Below are 5,589 nucleotides of genomic sequence, written 5' to 3'. Positions count from 1 at the left end.
GGCGCCCGCGAGAAAGGGGCAGCCGCCGTCCAGCGAGTTCGGCCGGTACGGGGCGACACCGGTGTGGACCGCGTCCTGGTGGAAACCGTCGCGGAGCATGTCGTTCACCGGGGCGTGGGTGCGGTTGACCGGGATCTGCGCGAAGTTCGGGCCGCCGAGCCGGCTGATCTGCGTGTCGAGGTAGGAGAACAGGCGCCCGGCGAGCAGCGGGTCGTCGGTGACGTCGATGCCGGGGACGAGGTGGCCGGGGTGGAAGGCGACCTGCTCGGTCTCGGCGAAGTAGTTCGTCGGGTTGGCGTTGAGGGTGAGCAGGCCGATCGGGCGGACGGGGGCGAGCTCCTCGGGGACGATCTTCGTCGGGTCGAGCAGGTCGATGCCCTGGAAGGTCTGCTCGGGGGTGTCGGGGAAGACCTGGACGCCGAGTTCCCACTGGGGGAAGTTCCCGGCCTCGATGGCGTCGGCGAGGTCGCGGCGGTGGAAGTCCGGGTCCGTACCGTTGATCAGCTGAGCCTCCTCCCAGACGAGGGAGTGCACGCCGGCTTCGGGCTTCCAGTGGAACTTCACCAGGCTGGAGGCGCCCTCGGCGTTGACCAGGCGGAAGGTGTGGATGCCGAAGCCCTCCATCATCCGCAAGGAGCGGGGGATGCCGCGGTCGGACATGTTCCAGATGGTGTGGTGGGTGGCCTCGGTGTGCAGGGAGACGAAGTCCCAGAAGGTGTCGTGGGCGCTCTGCGCCTGCGGGATCTCCCGGTCGGGGTGGGGCTTGCCGGCGTGGATGACGTCGGGGAACTTGATGGCGTCCTGGATGAAGAACACCGGGATGTTGTTGCCGACCAGGTCGAAGACGCCCTCGGTGGTGTAGAACTTCGTCGCGAAGCCGCGGGTGTCACGCACGGTGTCGGCCGAGCCGCGCGAGCCCAGCACGGTGGAGAACCGCACGAACACCGGGGTCTGGACCCCGTCCGCGAGGAACGCGGCCCGGCTCACCTCGCCGGCGGTGCCGTAGCCACGGAAGACACCGTGGGCGGCGGCCCCGCGGGCGTGGACCACCCGCTCGGGGATCCGCTCGTGGTCGAAGTGGGTGATCTTCTCCCGCAGGTGGTGGTCCTGCAGGAGCACAGGCCCTCGTGGGCCGGCCTTCAGCGAGTGGTCGCTGTCGACGACCCGTGTGCCCTGGGCGGTGGTGAGGAAGGCGCCGTTCTGCGCCCGCGCGTGCGCCGCCGCTCCCGTCTCCCGGCCTGTTGCGGTGACCTGCGCGGGGGCTTCCTGGTCGGGCTTCGGGTCGAGCGGCCCGGTGGGCTCGGTCGGCTCCGCGAGCTGCGGCGTCCGCCCACCAGGTTTCCCTGGGATCTCCGCCTCGGGGCGAGCCTCGTCGGTCACCGTCTCGACGACCGCGTCGACGATCTTCTGCACAGCACCGGGCTTGTCCATCGTCCTCAACTCTCCTACGACACCGTCGGCAGTCAGCGACGGTCACACCGGTCGGCCCGGGGGCAGGCCCCCGCAGGCGGGATCACCGGCCGCCTGCCCCCGCCGCCGGCAGCCACACCCTCGGTGGCACGCTCTCGCAGCCTCAGCCTCGGCCCGGGGATGGCATCGCGCGAGACGGTGCGCCCGTCCGGCGCACTTCCGGATCCGGCAGGCCGGCCAGGCCCACCCTCCCGGGTAGCACGCCCTGCAGCGGCCCAGGGCACGTAAACCCGGCCGGCACCGCCGGTCGGACCTCCCGCAGACGGGAGGCCCGACCGGCAGGGTGATCGCCAGACGTCGGCGCTGCTGACGTTCAGGTTCTGCTCTGCTGGACCTCGCGGGCGGCGTCCTGCCCGGTGGCCTTCAGGTCGCGGGCGGTGCGCTGTCCGGCGTCCTGAACAGCGTCCGTGGTCGTGTCGGTGGCGTCCTGCGCGGAGTCCTTCACGGCCTGGACCGCGTCGGCGGCCGGCTCGCGGAGTTCTTCGCGGACGTCCTGCACGGCCTCGACGGCGGCCTGCTTTGCAGGCTCCAGCAGCTCCGCGTGCTCCCGCAGCTTCGCACCGCCCTGTTCCTCGACCTCGCTGGTGGGCAGCAGTGCGGCTGCCAGCAGGCCCGCGCCGAAGGCCATGATGCCGGCGGCCATCGGGCTGCCCTTGGTCTGCTTGCGCAGCTGGGCCGGTGCCTGCTGGACGGCGTCGCCGATCTGGGCGGCGGTGTCCCGGGTCGTGTCGGCGAGGCGCTCGGCGGTGTCACCGACGGCGGCGGCCGCACGGTGCGTCGAGGCGCCGGCGTCCTGCGCGGTACCCATAACTCGCTCCTTCATGTCGGTCATCTTCCGGTGTGCGGCGTCGGCCTGGCGGTGGGCCACCCGGCTGGGCGTGACCCTGTCGGCCAGGCGGTCGACGTTGTGCGCGAGGTGCGCGCGCCGGGCGTCGATGTCGCCCCTCAGCTGGTCGGGTGTCGCGCCCATGTCGCGTCCTCCTTCAGGGTCTGCAGCGTCTGTTCGGGCTTGAGGTGCACGTCCCTCAGGCGTGTACGGCCCTTGCGGTAGAGGACGGCCCCCACCACGGCCCACAGGGCGGTCACGATCAGTGCGGCCCATGCCAGGTTCATCATGTTGCCCAGCGCGAAGACGAGCATGAGGCTGCCGAGGACCAGGACGAGGTGACCGGCGTAGCCGGCGCCGGCGAGCATCCCGGACGCCTTGCCCGCCTTGCTGGCCTCCTGCTTGATCTCCGCCTTCGCCAGGTCGAGCTCGTCGCGCACCAGGCGGCTGAGGTCGGTGGTGATCTCACCGATCAGATCGCCCAGCGAATCGTCCTGGCTCTGTGGGCGGGTGCCCGCGTGCCTCGGCGTGGCGGCCGTCCCGTCCGCGGGTGCGGGGCTCCCCGGCGCCGAGGCCGCTGCGGGAGTGCCGGCGAGGGCCTGCTCGGGGTACGAGATGGCCATCGCTCAGACCCCCTGCGCCGACTGCTGCCCGGCGCGGGCCGGGTCCCGCCCGTAGGCAGGGGTGAGGTGCGGGGGCTGCGACTGCCCGTAACCCTCGTACGGACCAGACCGGGAGCCCGCGACGGGGGGCGCGGGGCCGACCCGCGCGGCCGCAGGCGCCGGGGCTGCGAGCGGCACCGGCGGCGGGAACTCACTCCCACCCGGGCGCTCCTCACGACCGGTGGGGCGGTCCTCGACGGTGCGGGAGGAACTCCCGGCCGCCGCGACGCCCTTGCCCGTACGTCCGAGGGCGAACCCCGTCAGCGCCGCCCCGGCGAGGAAGAGTGCGGGCCGACGGCGCGCGAAGTCCCGCACGTCCTCCAGCAGCCCGTCCGGGCCGCGCCGGTCCAGACGGTCGGCCACCCGGTGACCGCTGTCCGCGATCTGGGCGACCGCCGCCGTTGCCGTGGAATCCGCCTTTCCCTGATCTGCCATGTCCCGCAGCTCGTGCGCCAGTTGCCGCACGTTCTCCGCAAGGCGGCCGGTCTGCGCCCGGGCCTGCTCCTGCAACTGCCCGCGGGCCTCACTCAGCAGGTCACGCGCCTGCGCGGCCGCCTCGCCGACCACCTGCGACGCCTGCTCCTGGACCGTACCCGCAACATCGGCCGCGTTGTCGGCAACGACCTGAGCTCCCTCACCGGCCTTGTCCTGCACGGTCCGTGCGGCAGAACTCACCGCCTCCGGACGCTGCTCCTGGTCCGAGCCCACCGGGCTCCAGTGCTCGTTCAAGATCTTTCCTCTTCCATCCATCGAATCGTCAGTGGGATCGCGGTCACATCACGCCTGCCCGACTTCTATGCAAATAAGCCGATTTGTCTACTTTTTCGCGTTTGCCGTACGGCCTCCGCCGGGCCGGGACAGCCCACCGGCCGCACCGAGCGGCTCCGGGGCCCCGGATGATCCGTCAGGGGTTGCGCTCAGCGGCGGGAGAAGTCGGCCGGGGCCACCCGCTACCGCCGGACCCGAAAGGGGACGGCGGATGGGGCCTGCGGTCAGTGTCCGGCGGTGGGGCCGTCGGGCTCCTGGGGGTCGACACCGGTGTGGGCCTTCGCGGTGCGCCCGCCGCTCGGGCGGCCGGACGGGCCCTGGGGTCCCGTGTCGTAGGTGTGCTTGGCGGGGCCCTGGTCCTCGCCGCGGCGGCCCGTGCTCTGCACGGTGTTGCCGGGGACGTCGTGGTCCTCCTCGGCGGCCTTCTCACGGCCAGGTCCGGGCTTGGGCGCGTAGGTCCCGGGGTGGAAGGAGCGATGGGCACTGTCGTTGGGCTCCTGGTGCTCGGCGTCGATGTCCGGCGACCAGCCGTGCTGGTTCTCGCCCTCGAAGCGGCCGGCCTGGCCCTCTTCCATGGTGGGGTGGGACTTCCTGGCGGTCATTGATCATCACCTGCTGGGGGTTGTGTCGGCCGCCGGTGGACGGTCGGCGTTCACGCGCCGGCGGCGCCCTTCGAGAGGAGTGCGCGATCCGGCACGGGGCGGGTAAGGCCCCTGGGCTGCGGAGGTGGCCGCGGGTGCGGGAGCGGTGCTGCCGCACCCGGGACGCTCCTTGGGAGTCAGTGCTTGAAGACGTCCTTCGTCTTGGCGCCCGCCTGCTTGGCGTCACCCTTCATCTGTTCGGCGCGGCCCTCCGCCTCCATGCTGCGGTTGCCGGTGGCGGCGCCGACGGTCTTCTTGGTCCTGCCCTTGAGCTCCTCGGCCTTGTGGGCCGCCTTCTTACCGATACCCATGACTGGTCTCCGTTCTCGTGACATGACGTGGTGGGGTGGGTGGTGGCTTGTGGCGTCCCGCCTAGCGGGAGGCCGGACGGTGCCCGAAGAGGTGCAGCCCGCGGGCTCCGTCGGGTTCCGGCTCGTCCTCCTGGGACGGGTCAGCGTCGCGGTTCGGGGGCATCGGGGCGACGCGGGTGCCGGCCGTCCGCTCGTGGGCGCCGCTGCCACCGCGCATCAGCTCGGCCCGCTCCTGGGCGATCGCGTCGCGCTGGTCGGACATGTCGTCGCGCTGCGAGGCGAGATCGTCGCGTTCGCCGGCGAGGCCGTCGCGCTCCCGGGCGGCCAGGGTCGCGTCCGCGCGGGCGGTGTCGCGCTGCTCGACCAGGTCGTCGCGGCGCTGGGCGACGGCCGCCGTCTCACGGCGCGAATCAGCCAGTCCGTGGCGCGCGGCGCTGCCCAGGCGTGAGGAACGCCGCGCCCCGGTCAGCAGAAGACCGAGCCCCAGCATGGCCACCGCCCCGACGATCACGCCGAAGAGGAACAGCGTGCCGGTGGATCCGGTCACCTGGTGCCCGAACACCGAGAACGAGTTCGTCAGTTCGTGTGCGCCGCCGGCATTGGTGAAGATTCCGGCGACCGCGACAACCGCCGCCACCGCCAGGATGAGAAGGCCGAGAAGAACGAGGATCATGACGTGCTCCAAAAGGCTCTACGTCGTATGCCTACAGCTAACTCCTGGAGTAGGATAATTACTACACCGTAGGTCTACGAACTTTATGTTCGCCCTCGGTAACCCCGAGCAACAGGAAGGACCGCCATGGTTCAGCCCCCGGCCGACCAGGCCGTCCAGGGCCCCGCGCACGCCGACGGGAAACTGAGCCGCGCACGGATGCTCGCCTGCGCCCTGGAGATCATCGACCGCGAGGGCG

7 protein-coding genes are annotated in these 5,589 nt (G+C 71.9%); all 7 read right to left on the bottom strand.

Annotated elements, in window-relative coordinates; genetic code table 11:
- On the bottom strand, positions 1-1,431 hold a 1,431-nt coding region (locus tag IE329_RS39525), incomplete at its 3' end, for a catalase (RefSeq protein ID WP_190215904.1).
- A gap of 352 nt (positions 1,432-1,783) precedes the next feature.
- Positions 1,784-2,440 (bottom strand): DUF3618 domain-containing protein, encoded by a 657-nt coding sequence (locus IE329_RS39520; RefSeq protein WP_190215903.1) that lies wholly within the window; start codon positions 2,438-2,440, stop codon positions 1,784-1,786.
- The gene (locus tag IE329_RS39515) at positions 2,416-2,919 is read right to left on the bottom strand and encodes a phage holin family protein (RefSeq protein ID WP_190215902.1); all 504 of its coding nucleotides are present in this window, start codon (positions 2,917-2,919) and stop codon (positions 2,416-2,418) included. The genes IE329_RS39520 and IE329_RS39515 overlap by 25 nt, the downstream gene beginning before the upstream one ends.
- 3 nt (positions 2,920-2,922) lie before the next feature.
- Positions 2,923-3,687, bottom strand: a complete 765-nt coding sequence (locus IE329_RS39510; protein WP_190215901.1) for a hypothetical protein — start codon at positions 3,685-3,687, stop codon at positions 2,923-2,925.
- 263 nt (positions 3,688-3,950) lie between these two features.
- The gene (locus IE329_RS39505) at positions 3,951-4,328 is read right to left on the bottom strand and encodes a hypothetical protein (protein ID WP_190215900.1); all 378 of its coding nucleotides are present in this window, start codon (positions 4,326-4,328) and stop codon (positions 3,951-3,953) included.
- A 176-nt stretch (positions 4,329-4,504) separates the two neighbouring features.
- Entirely contained in the window at positions 4,505-4,678 is a 174-nt protein-coding gene (locus IE329_RS39500) for a CsbD family protein (protein WP_190215899.1), read from the bottom strand.
- A 61-nt stretch (positions 4,679-4,739) separates the two neighbouring features.
- On the bottom strand, positions 4,740-5,351 hold the full coding sequence (locus IE329_RS39495) for a hypothetical protein (RefSeq protein WP_190215898.1): 612 nt from the start codon (positions 5,349-5,351) through the stop codon (positions 4,740-4,742).
- Positions 5,352-5,589 lie beyond the last annotated feature (238 nt).

The sequence above is a fragment of the Kitasatospora indigofera genome, from assembly GCF_014655955.1.
In the GTDB taxonomy this organism is placed as follows: domain Bacteria; phylum Actinomycetota; class Actinomycetes; order Streptomycetales; family Streptomycetaceae; genus Kitasatospora; species Kitasatospora indigofera.
This window is presented reverse-complemented; position numbering and strand designations above follow the sequence as displayed.